A 15,836-nucleotide genomic window follows, 5' to 3' on the forward strand; every position below is an offset into this window, starting at 1 on the left:
CCTTGCAATTGCCGTCTATCCTTGGGGGTGTGACGGCCCCAAGCCATCTGTTTACCTATTTTTTATATTGAATCCTTAAAGGAGTGCGGCACATGTCAAAAGGGCATTCGCTACAAGACCCTTACTTGAATACTTTACGTAAAGAGAAAGTGGGGGTTTCCATCTACCTGGTCAACGGGATCAAACTGCAAGGCACGATCGAGTCTTTCGACCAGTTCGTAATCCTGCTGAAAAACACCGTTAGCCAAATGGTTTACAAACACGCTATCTCTACAGTGGTGCCGGTTCGTCCAATTCGTCTGCCTAGCGCAACCGAATCCGAAGCAGGTGACGCTGAGCCAGGTAACGCCTGATAGGAGTCTCCTTTGTTCTTTGAGCGCCACGGTGGTGGTGAACGGGCAATTCTCGTTCACTTGGATGGTCAGGACCCTGAGGCGCGCGAAGATCCGCAGGAGTTTCAGGAGTTGGCAATTTCGGCTGGCGCCGAGACCGTCGCGTTTTTTAACGTGCCGCGTCATCGGCCAACCGCCAAAACCCTGATCAGCAGCGGCAAGGTCGAAGAGTTACGCGATCTGGTCAGCGCCGAACAGGTCGATCTGGTGATTTTCAATCACATCCTCACGCCCAGTCAGGAACGTAACCTCGAACGTATTTTCGAGTGCCGCGTGATTGACCGCACGGGTTTGATTCTCGATATCTTCGCCCAACGCGCCCGCACCCATGAAGGCAAGCTCCAGGTTGAACTGGCTCAGCTTGAACACATGAGTACGCGGCTGGTTCGTGGCTGGACTCACCTTGAGCGGCAGAAGGGCGGTATCGGTCTGCGCGGCCCGGGTGAAACCCAGCTGGAAACCGACCGGCGCCTGTTGCGGATTCGCCTGCGGCAGATCAAGGGGCGCCTGGAAAAGGTCCGCAGCCAACGCGAGCAATCTCGTCGCGGGCGCAAACGTGCTGACATTCCGACGGTTTCACTGGTGGGTTACACCAACGCCGGCAAATCGACGCTGTTCAACTCGGTCACCGATTCCGACGTCTTCGCCGCCGACCAGTTATTCGCTACCCTCGACCCGACCTTGCGCCGACTCGAACTCGACGACCTCGGGCCGATCGTGCTGGCCGACACCGTAGGCTTCATTCGCCACCTGCCGCACAAACTGGTCGAGGCATTTCGGGCTACGCTCGAAGAGTCGAGCAACTCCGACCTGCTGCTGCATGTGATCGATGCGCATGAGCCTGAGCGTATGGCCCAGATTGAACAGGTCATGGTGGTGCTCGGGGAGATCGGGGCACAAGACTTGCCGATCCTTGAGGTATACAACAAACTCGATTTGCTCGAGGGTGTCGAGCCGCAGATCCAGCGCGATGCCGAAGGCAAACCGCAGCGGGTCTGGTTATCGGCCAAGGATGGTACCGGTCTTGACCTGCTCAAGCAGGCCGTGGCCGAACTGTTAGGCAGTGATTTGTTTGTTGGCACCTTGCGCTTGCCGCAACGTTTTGCTCGACTGCGTGCGCAGTTTTTCGAACTGGGTGCGGTGCAAAAAGAAGAACACGACGAAGAAGGCATCAGCTTGCTGGCCGTTCGCTTGCCACGGATCGAACTGAATCGACTCGTGAGCCGCGAAGGTCTGCAACCGATGGAATTCATCGAGCAACACACTTTGCAATAAAAGCCTGAGAAAGCGGTTGTGCCGCGGTGACAGGCATTCTGTAGCATTGGTCGGCGCGCCGTGGGTGCGTCTTTGCTTTATCAGATGGAGAGCGCTATGGCTTGGAATGAGCCGGGTGGCAACTCGAATAATCAGGATCCTTGGGGTGGCAAGCGCCGCAATAACGGCGACCGCAAGGGACCACCGGATCTCGACGAGGCCTTCCGAAAGCTGCAGGAAAGCCTGAACGGGTTGTTCGGTGGTGGTAAAAAACGCGGTGACGAGGGCGGTCGCCCGGGCAAGAGTGGCGGCTTCGGCGGCCTGCTCGGCATCGGCCTGGTCGTGCTGGCGGCTGTGTGGCTGTACAGCGCTGTCTACGTGGTCGACGAGCAGGAGCAAGCCGTAGTGCTGCGCTTCGGCAAATACTATGAAACCGTCGGCCCGGGCCTGAACATCTATTTCCCGCCGATCGATCGCAAGTACATGGAAAACGTCACGCGTGAGCGTGCCTATACCAAGCAGGGTCAAATGCTGACTGAAGACGAAAACATCGTCGAAGTGCCGCTGACCGTGCAGTACAAGATCAGCAACCTGCAAGACTTCGTACTGAACGTCGATCAGCCGGAAATCAGCCTGCAGCATGCAACCGACAGTGCCTTGCGTCACGTGGTGGGTTCTACCGCCATGGATCAGGTGCTGACCGAAGGTCGTGAGTTGATGGCCAGCGAAATCAAGGAGCGTCTGCAACGCTTCCTCGATACCTACCGCACCGGTATCACCGTCACCCAGGTCAACGTACAGAGCGCAGCTGCACCGCGTGAAGTCCAGGAAGCCTTCGATGACGTGATCCGCGCCCGTGAAGACGAGCAGCGTTCGCGAAACCAGGCTGAAACCTACGCCAACGGTGTCGTGCCGGAAGCCCGTGGTCAGGCCCAGCGCATCCTCGAGGATGCCAACGGTTACCGCGACGAGACCGTCTCCCGCGCCAAGGGTGAGGCCGATCGCTTCACCAAGCTGGTGGCCGAGTATCGCAAGGCCCCTGAAGTCACCCGCCAGCGTCTGTATCTGGACACCATGCAGGAAATCTTCAGCAACACCAGCAAGGTTCTCGTGACCGGCAACAAGGATGGCCAGAACAATCTGCTCTACTTGCCGCTGGACAAGATGATCGACAGTGGTCGCAGTCCCGGCGCTCCGGTGACCGGTGCGGCAGCCAGCAGCAATGAAGTGAATGCGCGTGCGGCAGCTGATCTGCAGCAACAGCAAGCACGTACCAGGGAGAGTCGCTGATGAGCAATAAATCGCTGATCGCCCTTATTATCGGCGTCGTCGTGGCGATCGTTGCCTGGAACTGCTTCTACATCGTGGCTCAGACCGAGCGTGCGGTGTTGCTGCAGTTCGGTCGCGTGGTCCAGGCCGATGTTCAGCCGGGCCTGCATGTGAAAGTGCCTTACGTGAACAAGGTGCGCAAATTCGACGCGCGCCTGATGACACTGGATGCACCGACACAACGCTTCCTGACGCTGGAAAAGAAAGCCGTAATGGTCGATGCCTACGCCAAGTGGCGCGTGAAAGATGCCGAGCGCTTCTACACCGCGACTTCCGGCCTCAAGCAGATTGCCGACGAGCGTCTTTCCCGTCGTCTGGAATCGGGCCTGCGTGACCAGTTCGGTAAGCGCACCCTGCACGAAGTAGTGTCCGGTGAGCGTGATGCGCTGATGGCTGACATCACCAACTCGCTGAACAAGATGGCGGAAAAAGAGCTGGGCATCGAAGTTGTCGATGTCCGGGTCAAAACCATCGACCTGCCGAAGGAAGTGAACCGCAGCGTGTTCGAACGTATGAGCACCGAGCGTGAGCGTGAAGCTCGCGAGCACCGCGCCAAGGGTAACGAGCTGGCTGAAGGCATCCGTGCCGACGCCGACCGTCAACGCCGTGTGCTGCTGGCTGAAGCCTATCGTGAATCTGAAGAGGTTCGCGGTGACGGTGATGCCCAGGCTGCTGCGATCTACTCCAAGGCCTACGGTCAGGATCAGGAGTTCTACGCGTTCTACCGTAGCCTGCGTGCCTACCGTGAAAGCTTCGCGAACAAATCCGACGTCATGGTCCTGGACCCGGGCAGCGACTTCTTCCGTTACCTGGAAAAAGCCAAGCCTTGATACGGCGTTGACCTGAATCATCCCCCGCCTGGCGGCTAAAACCTCGGGCGGGGTGATCCTTTGGGAAAACGTGTGTATGATGCGGCAGCCGGGAAATTCCCGGCTTTTTTGCGTCTGCACGTTTGATTGCTGTTTTTATGCAGGCACCCGAGTTGAATGACTCGACAGGTTTTTCGAGGAAAGTGGTTGGCGAAGCCGGTTTAAGGCTTTTCGCCCCGTTGTCCATGCGCGCGGTTTGTGCGCATGGGCCGATCATTTTCTGCTTCACTCAAGGCTCGCCCAAAGGCTTGTCGCCCGGATCATAGGGGAATGGCGTAATGGCAACGGTAGACCGCTGGCTGCTGCCAGATGGCATCGAAGAAGTACTGCCACCAGAAGCTGCGCGCATCGAAATAGCGCGTCGCCAGGTGTTGGATCTGTTCCAGAGCTGGGGTTACGAGTTTGTCGTGACTCCCCATATCGAGTACCTGGAATCCCTGCTGACCGGCGCGGGTTCGGACCTCGATCTGCGTACCTTCAAGGTCATCGACCCGCAGTCGGGCCGGCAGATGGGTTTCCGTGCCGACATCACGCCGCAAGTGGCGCGCATCGATGCGCATACCCTGCGTCGCGAAGGGCCGAGCCGTCTGTGTTATGCCGGTAGCGTGCTGCATGCTCAGCCGCGTGCCTTGTCGTCCTCGCGTAGCCCGATTCAACTGGGCGCCGAGTTGTACGGCGATGCCAGCCCGAGCAGTGACGTGGAAGTCATCAGCCTGATGCTGGCCATGCTGCAACTGGCCGATGTGCCGGATGTGCACATGGACCTCGGCCATGTCGGCATCTATCGCGGCCTGGCCCGCGCCGCCGGTTTGTCCGGCGAAGTCGAGCAACAGTTGTTCGATGCATTGCAACGTAAAGCCATCGACGAGGTCATTACCTTGACCGAAGGCCTGCCTGCGGATCTGTCGGGCATGCTGCGAGCGCTGGTCGACCTGTGTGGCGGTCGTGAAGTGTTGAGCGCCGCGCGTGAGCGTCTGGCCAATGCGCCGGCGCCCGTGCTGGCGGCCCTGGACGATTTGCTGGCAATTGCCGAGCGTCTGTCCACGCGTTTCCCGGAATTACCGCTGTATTTCGACCTGGGCGAGTTGCGCGGCTACCACTACCACACCGGTGTAGTGTTCGCCGTGTTCGTACCGGGTGTTGGCCAGTCCATTGCTCAGGGCGGTCGTTACGACGACATCGGTGCCGACTTCGGTCGTGCCCGTCCGGCAACTGGTTTCTCTACCGATTTGAAAACCCTGGTGACCCTGGGGCGTGCTGAAATCGAGCTACCGTCTGGCGGTATCTGGATGCCTGACAGTACGGATGCAGCACTCTGGCAGCAGGTTTGCCAGTTGCGCAGTGAGGGTCAGCGTGTCGTTCAGGCATTGCCTGGGCAGCTTTTGGCCGCCGCCCGTGAAGCGGACTGCGACCGGCAATTGATTCAGCAGAACGGGCTTTGGCAAGTATTGCCGCTGGCTTCTTGAGTTTTCCTGCCGGCCGCCGCCGGCACCAAGTTTGCGCGAATGAGGACAAGTGTTATGGGTAAGAATGTCGTAGTCCTGGGCACCCAATGGGGTGATGAGGGCAAAGGCAAGATCGTTGATCTGCTGACCGAACATGCTGCCGCCGTAGTGCGCTACCAAGGTGGCCACAACGCTGGCCACACCCTGGTGATCGACGGCGAAAAAACCGTCTTGCACCTGATCCCGTCGGGCGTACTGCGCGAAGGCGTGCAGTGCCTGATCGGTAACGGCGTGGTGGTTGCACCCGACGCCCTGCTGCGGGAAATCATCAAGCTGGAAGAGAAAGGCGTACCGGTGCGTGAGCGCCTGCGTATCAGCCCGTCCTGCCCGCTGATCCTGTCTTACCACGTAGCGCTGGACCAGGCCCGTGAAAAGGCCCGTGGCGAGCTGAAGATCGGTACTACCGGTCGCGGCATCGGTCCGGCTTACGAGGACAAGGTTGCCCGTCGCGGTCTGCGTATCGGTGACCTGTTCCACCGCGAGCGTTTCGCCGCCAAGCTGGGCGAGTTGCTGGATTACCACAACTTCGTACTGGTCAATTACTACAAAGAGCCAGCAATCGATTTCCAGAAGACACTCGACGAGTGCATGGAATACGCCGAGCTGCTCAAGCCGATGATGGTCGACGTCACCGCTGAATTGCACGAGCTGCGTCGCGCAGGCAAAGACATCATGTTCGAAGGCGCCCAAGGCTCCCTGCTGGACATCGACCACGGTACTTACCCGTACGTCACCAGCTCCAACACCACCGCGGGCGGCATCGCCACCGGTTCGGGTTTTGGCCCGATGTACCTGGATTACATCCTCGGCATCACCAAGGCTTACACCACTCGTGTGGGTTCGGGTCCGTTCCCGACTGAGCTGTTTGACGACGTCGGTGCTTTCCTGGCCAAGCGTGGTCATGAGTTCGGCGCTACTACCGGCCGTGCCCGTCGTTGCGGCTGGTTCGACGCCGTCATCCTGCGTCGCGCCATCGACGTCAACAGCATTTCGGGCCTGTGCCTGACCAAGCTGGACGTACTGGACGGCCTGGAAACCATCAACATCTGCGTGGGCTACAAGAACCAGGACGGTGCAGTGATCGATGCACCGACGGACGCCGACAGCTACATTGGTCTGGAGCCGGTGTACGAGCAAATGCCAGGCTGGACCGAATCCACCGTCGGTGCCAAGACCCTGGAAGAGCTGCCTCAGGCTGCACGCAACTACATCAAACGCGTCGAAGAGTTGGTCGGTGCTCCGATCGACATTATTTCGACGGGCCCGGACCGCAACGAAACCATCGTTCTGCGTCACCCGTTCGCTTAATAAGTCGTTGATGTAAAACACAAAGGCCCCTTAATTGGGGCCTTTGTCGTTTATGCCTGTCGAACGGCATGACCTTTGCTGTGAACATTGAAAAAGCATCGTTTCTGACGTGCTATCAATTTGATGGCGTCAAAGCAGAGGGATTTTCAGTGTCGGCCGTTCTCTCACTGTTACAAAGCCGTCTCTTGCGGCCCGTGTTCGTTACCCTGGGTATCGCCCTTTTGGTGCAGGTGCTGGTAGCTGTCGCTCTGACCCGGAGCACAGTGACTGCGCTGGAAGCTGATTTGGGTATGCGGTTGGACGCCGATAGCCAAAAGCTCTCTGGTGAGCTTGAGCAGGCAGGGCGTGAAGTCACGTCGAGCCTGGATAGCCTGTCCACCAGTACCCGTCAGCGCCTGACGGCCGGGCTGTCTTCGCGTCTGAAGGACGAGCAAGCGCAACTGCGTGCGACGTTGGAGAAGGACCTGAAGGATTCGGCCAACGACATGGCGCAGCTTCTGGCCTCGGTCGCACCCCGCGCCATGTGGGACAGCGACATCCCCACCCTTTCCGAATTCGCTCGCCGTGCCCAGCGCAATCCCAATGTGTTGTTCGTGGTCTACGACGACGCCACGGGCCAGCACCTGACGCGCTACCTCAACCGGGAGAACCCGATCAACAAGGCGCTTCTGGAAAAAGGCCAGGGCGAGCGGGCGCTGGACAAGGTGCTGGATGCGGCGAAGAACGATCCGTCGGTCTACTACCTTGAAGCCTCGATCAATCCCAATGGGGTGGAGATCGGCAAGGTGTTGATGGGCGTCTCGACCGCCTCCGTGGAAACCGATGTGGCGGCGCTGGACAAGCGATTCTCGGCGCTGATCGCCAGCAGTGATCAACTGGTGGGTGACAGCCTCAAAGGCGCGGCGGCTGACAGCGCAGCGGCGATGCGCGGGCGCTTGCAATCGGCGCAATCTACCGCCACTGAAATGAAAGCCAATACCACCACTGCCGTGCAGGAAGCTGCGGGGACTTTACGCTGGCGCATCGGCATGGGCCTGGCGCTGGTAGGTTTTGGTGTGCTGCTGTTGCTGGCGGTGGTGCTGGGCCGTCGAGTGGTCAACCGCTTGAAGCTGCTGATCGCTGCCATGGATGACCTGGCGGCGGGTGAGGGCGATCTGACCAAGCGTGTGCAGATCAACAGCCAGGATGAGATTGGCGACATGGCCTCGGCGGTCAATCGCTTTGTGGATAAGTTGCAGCCGATCGTGCGGGAGGCAGGCGATGTGGCCCAGCGGACCGGCGTGGAAATCGGCGCCATGACCCTGCGCAATGCCGGCGCCGATGCCGCGGCGGGCATGCAGCGCGATGAAGTGGCCGAAAGCTTGCGCGCGTTGTCGCAAATGGCTGATGAAGCCCAGTCTGAAAGTCACGCCATGCAGGCCGCTTTGCAGCAGGTGGTGGGCATTCGTCAGGCTACGGATGAAAACACTCGGACCTCGGCGAAAGTTGGCAGTCTCATTGAGGCATTGGCCGGACAAGTCGACACCGGTGCGAAAGTCATCGAGCGCCTGGCGCAGCAGAGTGAGCAGATTGAAGTGGTGTTGACGGTGATTCACGGGATCGCCGAACAAACCAACTTGCTGGCGTTGAACGCGGCCATTGAGGCGGCGCGTGCCGGTGAGACCGGTCGCGGGTTTGCCGTGGTGGCGGATGAGGTGCGGGCACTGGCGAGCAAGACTCAGAGCTCAACCGGCGACATTCAGGCCCACATCGTTGCGTTGCAGCAGGGCGCGCGAGAGGCTGTTGCGGCAATCGGACAGGCCGGACGTCAGGCCAGCGAAGGTTTGCTGGTGTTGCGCGACAGTGCGCGGTTGCAGCAGTCGGTGCAGGTGTCGGTCGAGCAGGTGCATGCGGCGATCGGTCTGGCGACACAGGCTGCGGCGCATCAGGCGCAAGGTGCGCAGGCCGTGCGTGGGCGGGTTGAGACCATTCATGCTCAAGCTGAAAAGGCTGCTCAGGCGGTGGTGGAAACCACGGCCAGTGGCAAGGTGCTGGATGGTTTGGCGGCGCAATTGAAGGCGAGCCTGGGGCAGTTCAGGGCTTGATGGGATGTCAGGGATGGCCCCTTCGCGAGCAAGCCCGCTCCCACATTTGATCTCTGGTGTTCACCAATGGTGTGATCACGGCAGATCAAGTGTGGGAGCGGGCTTGCTCGCGAAGACTATCTCAGCGGCTCAAATACATCCGGGTCGTTAACAGGTAGACCGGCAACCCCGACACCAGTATCAACAGCGCCGCATAAGGCGCCGCCGCCGCAAACTCCACATTCGCAGTATGCGCCCAGACTTCCGTCGCCAGCGTATTGAGCCCGGTCGGACTCAGCAACAGCGTCGCCGTCAGCTCCTTCATCGCATCCAGAAACACCAGTGCAAAGGCTGCCCCCAAGGCGGGGAAGATGATCGGCAGCGTCACTCGACAAAACGCGCTGAAGGACGACGCTCCCAGCGTGCGTGCGGCCTCTTCCAGTTGTGGTGCTGCCTTGTTCAGCGCCGTACGAATCGGTGCCTGCGCCAGCGGCAGAAACAATAGCGCGTAAGCAATCAGCAGCAGCGCCGAGGTCTGGTACAGCACTGGCACATAATGCAGGGCGAAATACACCAGAGTCAGCGCAATCACCAATCCCGGCAGCGCATGCAGCAGATACGGCAGGCGCTCGGCCCAGATTGCCAGTCGGCCTTTATGGCGCACCACCAATAATCCCACCGGTACCGCCAGCACCAGGCACAGCGCCGCACCACCGAGAGACAGCGCCAGAGACGACAACAACGCCTCGCTGATCGCGGCGACCGGGAACGCCGCCGACGAACCCACCATCAGCCAGTACGCCAGCATCCCCAGCGGAATGCCGCTGCCGATGATCGCCAGCAGCAGGCAGTAAAGCTGTCCGACAGTCGTCCATGGCCCCAGGCGAACCTGTTGCGCCTGCCTCGCCGCGCCTTGGCCGGTGCGCACATGTCGGCCCTTGCCACGCACGCGTAGCTCCAGCCATAGCAGCACCAGACACAGCGCCAACAGCACCGCCGAGAGCATCGCTGCGTTAGCGTTGCTGAATTCCAGTTCGAACTGTTGGTAGATCGCTGTCGTGAAAGTCTGCAGCCCGATGATCGACAGCGCGCCGAACTCCACCAGCATGTGCAGCGCAATCAGCAGCGAACCGGCCAGCAGTGACGGCCAGAGCAAAGGCAGGGTGATTTTGAAGAACACGCCCCAGCGATTCTGCCCCAGGGTTCGTGCAGACTCCTCCAGGGACGGATCGAGATTGCGCAGGGTTGCCGCCACTGGCAGAAAAATCAGCGGGTATTTGGACAGGGTCATCACCAGAATCGCGCCGCCTAGCCCTTCGAAGTGAGCGCTCAGGGAGACCCAGGTGAAGCTGCTGACAAATGCCGGCACCGCGAACGGCAGGCACAGGATCACGCCCCATAGCCGTCGACCTGGCAGAGTGCTGCGTTCCAGTAACCAGGCGAGCGACAAGCCAATCACGCCGCAGGCCAGCGTGACGCCCACCATCAGCGCCAGCGTATTACGCAGCAGGCCAAGCACGTAAGGTCGCCACAACAGATGCAGCGCCTCGGCCAAGCCTGCTTGCCAGGTCTTGAGGCCAACATAAGCCAGTGGCAACAGGCTGAGCACCACCAGCAGCAAAACCGGCAGCAACAACCAGATCGACGGCCGCTTGCGCCGTGGCACGTAGCCCCCACGCAAGGCGGGGGCAGATAACGATGCGCTCATCAGTTCAGGCCAACGTCACGTTCCAGGTCCAGGGCTTCTTCGGCGTTGCCGAGATCGGCGGGCGTGACGTTCGGTGCTTGCAGTTCGCTGAACGGCTTGAGGCCGCGATCCGATTCCATGCCTTTGTGCAGCGGGTATTCGGCGGTGGTCTGGGTGATCACGCGCTGACCTTCTTCGCTGGCCATGTAGGCGAGGAATTGCTGGGCTTCTTCTGGATGTTTGCTGGATTTCAGTACGGCGGCGCTGGAAACAGTGATCAACCCGCCGACGTCGCCGCCGGTAAAGTAATGCAGTTTCGAATCGAGCTGGCCTTTTTCACGCTGCAAGGCGAACCAGTAGTAATTGTTCACCAGTACGGTGGCGACTTCGCCGTTTTCCACAGCCTTCAGCGCGACCATGTTGTTGCTGTAGGTCTTGCCGAATGCACGCAGGCCGGTGAGCCATTCTTCGGCGGCGTCCATGCCGTGGACTTTAATGATCGCCACGGCCTGTTCCTGGAATGCGCCGCTGGTGGGCACGAAGCCGACTTTGCCTTGCCATTTCGGATCGGAGAACTCCATTACCGACTTGGGCAGGTCTTTTTCATCGATCAACTTGGGGTTGAACGCAACCACGCGGACTCGCGCAGTGATACCGATCCAGGTGCCGTTGCCGGCGACGTAGTCCTTTGGCAGAACGGCGAGGGTGGTGGCGTCGGTTTTCGCCAGCAGGCCTTGTTCGCCGAGTTTGTTCAGTGGTGGGGATTCTTCGGTGTAGATCACATCGGCGGGGGATCGATCGCCTTCTTCGACGATCTGGCTGGCGAGCTGGTTGCTGCTGCCCTTGCGCACATTGACGTGAATCCCGGTCTTGGCTTCGAAGGCTTTGGCGACGGCATCGCCGACTTCCTTGTGTTGGCCGTTATAGAGTGTCAGGGAAACCGGATCGGCGGCTTGGGTGAGGGGAGTGGCGAGTGTCAGGCCGAGCAGGGTGATGGTCAGGCCGCGGCGCAGGGTATTTCGAAACATCATTCGCAGGGTTCCTCACTGTCGCATTGCAAAAACTTGTAACAATGATAAACGATATTGTTTCTCATGTGCGTCTTGCGGGTCTGAGGAGTGTTTGCTAGAAGGGCGGGGGCGAGTTTTGTGGCGAGGGAGCTTGCTCCCGCTCGGCTGCGAAGCAGTCGTAAACCCTGAGAGTGCGGTGTAACTGTTGGAATGATGAGGAGCGCTTCGCACTCCAGCGGGAGCAAGCTCCCTCGCCACAGGGAAGTATTGGCTTTGCAAAAACCCGCTTTCGCGGGTTTCTGTGAAATTCAAGATCGTGACCTTGAATTTGAATTGGTGCCCAGAAGAAGACTCGAACTTCCACGACCTTGCGGTCACCAGCACCTGAAGCTGGCGTGTCTACCAATTTCACCATCTGGGCATAATCGCAAGCGTTGCCGCTGTTGATGTGGCGCACTATACGGAGAGCATTTTGATCTGTAAACCCCTGATTTAATTTTAATAAACCGGAAGCCTTAAATGCAAAAACCCGCTTTCGCGGGTTTTTGTGTGAGCCCTGAAATTGATCTAATCTCAAGCTCGAAATTGGTGCCCAGAAGAAGACTCGAACTTCCACGACCTTGCGGTCACCAGCACCTGAAGCTGGCGTGTCTACCAATTTCACCATCTGGGCAGTATCGGCAGCGCGTGTGCGTCGTCGATGGCGCGCACTATACGGAGCGTCTTTTTAACTGTAAACCCCCGGCATCGAAAAAACCTGGAAAATTTCTCCAGTGGTATTCAAATCAGCTTTGCGATGTCGATAAAGGGCTTTAGATGGGCTGTCATAGCCTGAAATTTCCCGTTTCATTACGCCTATGCCAAACTAACCCGCATATAGACAAGGTGAAAACTCTCTAATGGCCGATTGGCAGTCCCTCGATCCCGAGGCCGCTCGTGAAGCGGAAAAATATGAAAACCCTATTCCTAGCCGCGAACTGATCCTTCAGCACCTTGCTGATCGAGGTTCGCCTGCTAACCGCGAGCAGCTGGTCGAAGAGTTTGGTCTGACCACAGAAGACCAGATCGAAGCCCTGCGTCGTCGCCTGCGCGCCATGGAGCGCGACGCTCAACTCATCTATACCCGTCGCGGCACTTATGCGCCGGTGGACAAGCTCGACCTGATCCTGGGCCGCATCAGCGGTCACCGTGACGGCTTCGGCTTTCTGGTCCCGGACGACGGCAGTGACGACCTGTTCATGAGTCCGGCGCAAATGCGTCTGGTGTTCGATGGCGACCGTGCCCTGGCGCGTGTTTCCGGCCTCGACCGTCGCGGTCGCCGTGAAGGCATGATCGTCGAAGTGGTGTCCCGTGCCCACGAGACCATCGTCGGTCGTTACTTCGAAGAGGGCGGTATCGGTTTCGTCGTCGCGGACAATCCGAAGATCCAGCAAGAAGTGCTGGTGACGCCGGGCCGTAACGCCAATGCCCAGATCGGTCAATTCGTCGAAGTGAAGATCACTCACTGGCCGACGCCACGCTTCCAGCCGCAAGGCGACGTGGTCGAAGTCGTGGGTAACTACATGGCGCCGGGCATGGAAATCGATGTCGCCCTGCGCACTTACGATATCCCTCACGTCTGGCCTGAAGCGGTGCTCAAGGAAGCCGCCAAGCTCAAGCCTGAAGTCGAAGAGAAAGACAAAGAGAAGCGCATCGACCTGCGCCATCTGCCGTTCGTGACCATCGACGGCGAAGATGCACGCGACTTCGATGACGCGGTCTACTGCGAAGCCAAACCGGGCAAGCTGCGCCTGTTCTCCGGTGGCTGGAAGTTGTATGTGGCGATCGCCGACGTTTCCAGCTACGTGAAAATCGGTTCGGCGCTGGATAACGAATCCCAGGTTCGTGGCAACTCGGTGTACTTCCCCGAGCGCGTCGTGCCAATGCTGCCTGAGCAGCTGTCCAACGGCCTGTGCTCGCTCAACCCGCACGTCGATCGCCTGGCCATGGTCTGCGAGATGACCATCTCCAAATCCGGCGAAATGACCGACTACTGCTTCTACGAAGCGGTGATTCACTCCCACGCCCGCCTGACCTATAACAAGGTCAGTGCCATGCTGGAGACGCCGAAAGCTACCGAAGCGCGTCAGCTTCGTGGTGAGTACACCGACGTCCTGCCGCACCTCAAGCAGTTGTATGCGCTGTACAAGGTTCTGCTGGCGGCCCGTCACGTGCGTGGCGCGATTGATTTCGAAACGCAGGAAACCCGGATCATCTTCGGCTCCGAGCGCAAAATCGCCGAAATCCGTCCGACCGTTCGCAACGACGCCCACAAGCTGATCGAGGAATGCATGCTGGCGGCCAACGTGGCCACTGCAGAGTTCCTGAAGAAGCACGAAATCCCTGCGCTGTATCGCGTCCACGACGGTCCGCCACCGGAGCGTCTGGAAAAACTGCGCGCCTTCCTTGGCGAGCTAGGTCTGTCCCTGCACAAAGGCAAGGATGGTCCGTCGCCGAAGGATTACCAGGCTTTGCTGGCAGGCATCAAGGACCGTCCGGATTTCCACCTGATCCAGACCGTCATGCTGCGTTCGTTGAGCCAAGCGGTGTACAGCGCTGATAATCAGGGCCACTTCGGCCTGAATTACGAAGCCTATACCCACTTCACTTCGCCGATTCGCCGCTACCCGGACTTGCTCACGCACCGGGCGATTCGCAGCGTCATCCATTCGAAAATGGACACCCCGCACGTTCGACGTGCCGGTGCTATGACCATTCCGAAAGCGCGCATCTATCCGTACGACGAAGCGATTCTGGAGCAGCTCGGCGAGCAGTGCTCGATGAGCGAGCGCCGGGCCGACGAAGCGACCCGCGATGTCGTGAACTGGCTCAAGTGCGAGTTCATGAAAGACCGCGTGGGCGAATCGTTCCCGGGTGTGATCACCGCCGTGACCGGTTTTGGTCTGTTCGTCGAACTGACCGATATCTACGTCGAAGGCCTGGTGCACGTCACCGCGCTGCCGGGCGATTACTACCACTTCGATCCTGTACACCACCGCCTCGCCGGTGAGCGTACCGGTCGCAGCTTCCGCCTTGGCGACACCGTTGAAGTTCGCGTCATGCGCGTCGACCTCGACGAGCGCAAGATCGACTTCGAGATGGCTGAAAAAACCATCAGCGCGCCGATCGGCCGCAAGAAGCGTGGGACTGAAACCGCTGCTCCGGCTGTCAAATCCGCCGCAGAACCGGCACCGGCGAAAACCGGCCGTCGTCCTGCCAAGGAAAAAGTCGTCGAGGCCTATCGCCCGAGCGATGCCGCGGCAAAAAATGCCGAGTTGCGCAAAAGTCGTGAATTGAAACAGGCGTTGCTGTCTGAAGCGAAAAGCGGCGGTAAAGCGGCGTCTGGGGGAAAGACCGGGCGGTCGGCGCCTGACAAGGCCTCCGGCGGCAAGCCAGCGAAACCGAGCAAACACCGTAAAGGCCCGCCAAAAGCGGGTTCCGCTCCAGCCGCCAGAAGCGGCGGGGCGCGCAAACCTAAGGCCAAGTCATGAGTCAGTTGGAAAAGATCTATGGCGTGCACGCGGTAGAAGCGTTGCTGCGTCACCACCCAAAACGCGTCAAGCAGATCTGGCTGGCCGAAGGCCGCAGTGATCCGCGGGTTCAGGCGCTGATCGAGTTGGCGAACGAAAATCGCGTGGCCGTCGGCAACGCCGAGCGTCGTGAGCTGGATGCCTGGGTTGAAGGCGTGCACCAGGGCGTGGTGGCGGAGGTGAGTCCGAGCCAGGTCTGGGGCGAGGCGATGCTCGACGAACTGCTTGATCGCACCGAAGGCGCGCCGCTGTTGCTGGTGCTCGACGGTGTGACCGATCCGCACAACCTCGGCGCTTGCCTGCGTTCGGCCGATGCGGCCGGCGCGCTGGCGGTGATCGTTCCAAAGGACAAGTCGGCGACGTTGACCCCGACGGTGCGTAAAGTGGCCTGCGGCGCGGCGGAAGTGATTCCGTTGGTTGCGGTGACCAATCTGGCGCGCACCCTGGAGAAGCTCAAGCAGCGTGGCTTGTGGGTTGTCGGTACGGCTGGCGAGGCTGAACAGAGTCTGTATCAGCAAGACATGACCGGCCCGACCATCCTGATCATGGGGGCTGAAGGCAGCGGCATGCGTCGCCTGACCCGCGATCTGTGCGACTACCTGGTGCACCTGCCGATGGCTGGTAGCGTCAGCAGTCTCAACGTTTCCGTGGCGACCGGCGTCTGTCTGTTTGAAGCCCGGCGCCAGCGCAGCGTCAAGGCTGTCAGCAAAAAGTCCTGATCCGACGCAGTTCTAATGTGGGAGCGGGCTTGCTCGCGAATACGGCCTGACATTCAACACTTGTGCTGAATGACACTCCGCTTTCGCGAGCAAGCCCGCTCCCACAATGATTTATGCCTGGCGAACATTGG

The 15,836-nt window shown here is 59.6% G+C and carries 11 protein-coding genes and 2 tRNA genes; 9 read left to right on the plus strand and 4 right to left on the minus strand.

Annotated features, from left to right (window positions below; genetic code table 11):
- Nucleotides 1-92 precede the first annotated feature (92 nt).
- The 7 genes from hfq to PMI36_RS23315 all read left to right on the plus strand — a co-directional run bounded on the left by hfq (nt 93) and on the right by PMI36_RS23315 (nt 8,741).
- Nucleotides 93-353 (plus strand): RNA chaperone Hfq, encoded by a 261-nt coding sequence (gene hfq / locus PMI36_RS23345; RefSeq protein ID WP_007902656.1) that lies wholly within the window; start codon nt 93-95, stop codon nt 351-353.
- A gap of 12 nt (nt 354-365) precedes the next feature.
- Entirely contained in the window at nt 366-1,667 is a 1,302-nt protein-coding gene (hflX, locus tag PMI36_RS23340; RefSeq protein ID WP_008068873.1) for a ribosome rescue GTPase HflX, read from the plus strand.
- Between the two features lie 96 nt (nt 1,668-1,763).
- On the plus strand, nt 1,764-2,936 hold the full coding sequence (gene hflK / locus PMI36_RS23335) for an FtsH protease activity modulator HflK (protein ID WP_007902662.1): 1,173 nt from the start codon (nt 1,764-1,766) through the stop codon (nt 2,934-2,936).
- Nucleotides 2,936-3,805, plus strand: coding sequence for a protease modulator HflC (gene hflC, locus PMI36_RS23330; RefSeq protein ID WP_008068875.1), 870 nt, complete (start codon nt 2,936-2,938; stop codon nt 3,803-3,805). Before hflK ends, hflC begins: the two co-directional genes overlap by 1 nt.
- A 317-nt stretch (nt 3,806-4,122) precedes the next feature.
- Complete coding sequence (locus PMI36_RS23325; protein ID WP_008068877.1) at nt 4,123-5,310, plus strand: ATP phosphoribosyltransferase regulatory subunit; 1,188 nt, start codon at nt 4,123-4,125, stop codon at nt 5,308-5,310.
- A gap of 54 nt (nt 5,311-5,364) precedes the next feature.
- Entirely contained in the window at nt 5,365-6,657 is a 1,293-nt protein-coding gene (locus PMI36_RS23320; RefSeq protein ID WP_008068879.1) for an adenylosuccinate synthase, read from the plus strand.
- Between the two features lie 149 nt (nt 6,658-6,806).
- Nucleotides 6,807-8,741 carry a methyl-accepting chemotaxis protein gene (locus PMI36_RS23315; RefSeq protein ID WP_008068880.1) on the plus strand — a complete coding sequence of 645 codons (1,935 nt, stop codon included), beginning with the start codon at nt 6,807-6,809 and terminating at the stop codon, nt 8,739-8,741.
- Nucleotides 8,742-8,862: 121 nt separating this feature from the next.
- Here PMI36_RS23315 and PMI36_RS23310 read toward each other — a convergent pair whose 3' ends face one another.
- From PMI36_RS23310 to PMI36_RS23295, 4 genes are all read right to left on the minus strand, one after another.
- Complete coding sequence (locus PMI36_RS23310) at nt 8,863-10,428, minus strand: ABC transporter permease (protein ID WP_008068881.1); 1,566 nt, start codon at nt 10,426-10,428, stop codon at nt 8,863-8,865.
- On the minus strand, nt 10,428-11,438 hold the full coding sequence (locus PMI36_RS23305) for an iron ABC transporter substrate-binding protein (protein WP_008068882.1): 1,011 nt from the start codon (nt 11,436-11,438) through the stop codon (nt 10,428-10,430). Before PMI36_RS23305 ends, PMI36_RS23310 begins: the two co-directional genes overlap by 1 nt.
- 313 nt (nt 11,439-11,751) lie before the next feature.
- Nucleotides 11,752-11,838 (minus strand) — tRNA-Leu (locus PMI36_RS23300).
- A gap of 165 nt (nt 11,839-12,003) precedes the next feature.
- A tRNA-Leu gene (locus PMI36_RS23295) sits at nt 12,004-12,090 on the minus strand.
- A gap of 226 nt (nt 12,091-12,316) precedes the next feature.
- Here PMI36_RS23295 and rnr point away from each other — a divergent pair.
- Both rnr and rlmB read left to right on the plus strand, forming a co-directional pair.
- Nucleotides 12,317-14,947 (plus strand): ribonuclease R, encoded by a 2,631-nt coding sequence (gene rnr, locus PMI36_RS23290; RefSeq protein ID WP_008068883.1) that lies wholly within the window; start codon nt 12,317-12,319, stop codon nt 14,945-14,947.
- Nucleotides 14,944-15,705, plus strand: a complete 762-nt coding sequence (rlmB, locus tag PMI36_RS23285) for a 23S rRNA (guanosine(2251)-2'-O)-methyltransferase RlmB (RefSeq protein WP_008068884.1) — start codon at nt 14,944-14,946, stop codon at nt 15,703-15,705. The genes rnr and rlmB overlap by 4 nt, the downstream gene beginning before the upstream one ends.
- Nucleotides 15,706-15,836 lie beyond the last annotated feature (131 nt).

It is taken from the genome of Pseudomonas sp. GM79, assembly GCF_000282495.1.
Classification (GTDB): Bacteria; Pseudomonadota; Gammaproteobacteria; order Pseudomonadales; family Pseudomonadaceae; genus Aquipseudomonas.

Excerpts from the sequence above, each read along its gene's own strand:
- hfq (WP_007902656.1), top strand. The coding sequence starts at position 93 with ATGTCAAAAGGGCATTCGCTACAAGACCCTTACTTGAATACTTTACGT.
- hflK (WP_007902662.1), top strand. The coding sequence starts at position 1,764 with ATGGCTTGGAATGAGCCGGGTGGCAACTCGAATAATCAGGATCCTTGG.
- hflC (WP_008068875.1), top strand. The coding sequence starts at position 2,936 with ATGAGCAATAAATCGCTGATCGCCCTTATTATCGGCGTCGTCGTGGCG.
- PMI36_RS23325 (WP_008068877.1), top strand. The coding sequence starts at position 4,123 with ATGGCAACGGTAGACCGCTGGCTGCTGCCAGATGGCATCGAAGAAGTA.
- PMI36_RS23320 (WP_008068879.1), top strand. The coding sequence starts at position 5,365 with ATGGGTAAGAATGTCGTAGTCCTGGGCACCCAATGGGGTGATGAGGGC.
- PMI36_RS23310 (WP_008068881.1), bottom strand. The coding sequence starts at position 10,428 with ATGAGCGCATCGTTATCTGCCCCCGCCTTGCGTGGGGGCTACGTGCCA.
- PMI36_RS23305 (WP_008068882.1), bottom strand. The coding sequence starts at position 11,438 with ATGATGTTTCGAAATACCCTGCGCCGCGGCCTGACCATCACCCTGCTC.
- rnr (WP_008068883.1), top strand. The coding sequence starts at position 12,317 with ATGGCCGATTGGCAGTCCCTCGATCCCGAGGCCGCTCGTGAAGCGGAA.
- rlmB (WP_008068884.1), top strand. The coding sequence starts at position 14,944 with ATGAGTCAGTTGGAAAAGATCTATGGCGTGCACGCGGTAGAAGCGTTG.